The organism is Methanosarcina baikalica (assembly GCF_031461075.1).
Lineage (GTDB): Archaea > Halobacteriota > Methanosarcinia > Methanosarcinales > Methanosarcinaceae > Methanosarcina > Methanosarcina baikalica.
In genome coordinates this window covers 1-2302 of the sequence record NZ_JAVKPK010000136.1, presented here as the reverse complement: position 1 = coordinate 2302, position 2302 = coordinate 1, and the positions used below count along the sequence as shown (strand labels likewise).

2 protein-coding genes are annotated in these 2302 nt (G+C 33.4%); one reads left to right on the top strand and one right to left on the bottom strand.

The genetic code is table 11. The features are described from left to right. Positions 1–926: 926 nt before the first annotated feature. Positions 927–1580, top strand: coding sequence for a pentapeptide repeat-containing protein (locus RG963_RS16375; RefSeq protein WP_310577345.1), 654 nt, complete (start codon positions 927–929; stop codon positions 1578–1580). A 346-nt stretch (positions 1581–1926) separates the two neighbouring features. On the opposite strand, the gene RG963_RS16370 is transcribed toward RG963_RS16375, so the two are convergent. Beyond that, positions 1927–2302, bottom strand: a 376-nt coding sequence (locus tag RG963_RS16370) for a DDE-type integrase/transposase/recombinase (protein WP_310577344.1), incomplete at its 5' end; no start/stop codon positions are given.

Here is a 2302-nt window from a genome sequence, read left to right as displayed (position 1 = left end):
TCACAATGAAAGACTCTAAAGATAGAAATGAGCAATTTGAGAAAATTCACGAGTTACGCATAGGTTTTGCTGTAAAATCTGTGTATTTTTGAAGTTATCCATGCACAAGTTTTGTGGTAAAACCTATGCATAATTGCCTTTTTTACTTCAAAAAATGAGTAAATACAACCATAATTCCCCTGTTTTACATAGGTTTTACAAGAATCTGTGTACCAACATAGTCTTTAAACGTTGGCATTTTTCGTCAAAAATTAGGCGAAAAACCTCAACAAAAGAGGGTAATATCCCTGAAATACCAACCTTTTATAGATAAATGTCGGGATTTGAAAAAATAGCATAAACACTGAGGTTTACATTTAAACCTCTGCGTATTTCCAATTCACTATCTTATATCTATGTTTTTAAGGTTCTGTCAAGTTAACGGGTGCTGGACGTTTGATAGGTTCAACTGTAGCTGGAGAATTCCTTAGCACCCGTAGACTTGACATAACCCAACGAAATTCTGAGTTTATTTAGTCTGACTTTTTCACAAAATCATTAAAAACCACATCATAATTCGGAAAGTTACTCATTTTCATTAAGAAGAAAATGACACCTAAAGGTGAAAATTATAGTGTCAAACTGAGAAAATATTATTTTTGCACCAGAACCCTGATTTTTGGTAGGCTGAGTAGTTACAAAAAAATTTAAATTATGTATAAATGTTTTTATTCTTTTCTAATTGCTGGAAAATATTTTCTAATTATTTTTCTCTTTTTTAAGTTTCATGCACTAAATATTTTAAGTTTTACTATATAGAGTGCCAGCAACAACTATATAACAGACGACGTGTATGTAGAACCTTGATAATCATAATATTTATTTTAATTAATTATAGTTAATCCAAGACAAAACAAAATTTCACGAAAAAGGAAAGGGGTTATAACATGTATGAAATAAAAGAAGTCAATATAAACGCGGGTAACCTTGTAGAGGCTAACCTTATGCAAGCTAACCTTAACGAGAGCAAATTTAAAAGAGCTAACTTTATAGGGGCTAACCTTGAGGGAGCTGACCTCAAAGAGTCCTACTTTGAAGAGGCTAACCTCAGAGAAGCTAACCTTGAAGGGGCCAACCTTGAGGGAGCTAACCTTAAAGAAGCTAACCTTAAATGGACTAACCTTAGAAAAGCTGACCTTGAAGGGGCTAATCTTAGAGAGGCTAATCTTATGGGGGTCGACCTTAGAGAAGCTAATCTTGATGGAGCTAACCTTGAAGGAGCTAACCTTGAAGGAGCTAATCTTAGAGGAGCTAACCTTCATAGGGCTAATCTTAGAGAAGTCAACCTTAAAGGAGCTGATCTTGATTGGGCTATGCTTAGAGGAGCTAACCTGAAAGAAGCTGACCTTACAGGGACTAATTTTACAGGGGCTAATCTTGAAGGAGCTGATCTTATAAAGACTAACCTTAAAAGAGCTAACTTTAAATGGGCTAATATTAAAGGAACTAAGTTTGATGGAGCTAACCTTAATGGAGCTAACCTTAGAGAAGCTCATTATTTGACATTTGACCAGCTTTCTAGAATGAAAAATACCTCATAATACAAATCCATTTGTCATCGGTTAAGGAATTTTCTTGCCTGAAGGCTATCGATTTTAGATCAGAAATTAGCCTCAGAATTTAGCCTCTTTACCTAAAATCGATACCCTGTTCCAGTTCAAAGTCTATTTAAATTTTATATATATGTCCTGGGAACGAATACAATTTATCATGATTCCTCACTTAACCGAAGACGCATGAATACAAATCAGGACTTACGCGGTTGAACTGAGAAATCAATAACATTAAACCTGGTTCTGTTGCAAAAAATCCTAATATTGAAGCAAAATTTTAGTTTCACACCAAAGAATGTAAAAAAGCAGAATGTTTCTAAGATAACATCCAGATTTAGGCAGGTATTCCAAATAACTTATTTATAAAGTTGACTTCATAAAGAACAGAGTAATTTAGATTATTGACTTGTCCTTTTTGAATCATATTCACAGCTTCAATTCCTTTTAAAGTGTTATTAACAGATCGAAAAGACTGAAATCCTAACATTGGATTAATGATTCTTTTTATAGATCTATGATCTTGTTCTATAATGTTATTCAAATACTTGATTTGTCGAATTCCTACGTTTATAGGTAGTATTTTATCATTTTTCAGTTCATTTATAGCAGGTGGATAAGCTGGATTCTTATCAACGGTTATTACTCTCGGCATTACTCTCGGCATTTGATTATTATTAGAACTCAAAGCTGGCATTGGTAAACAAAAATAG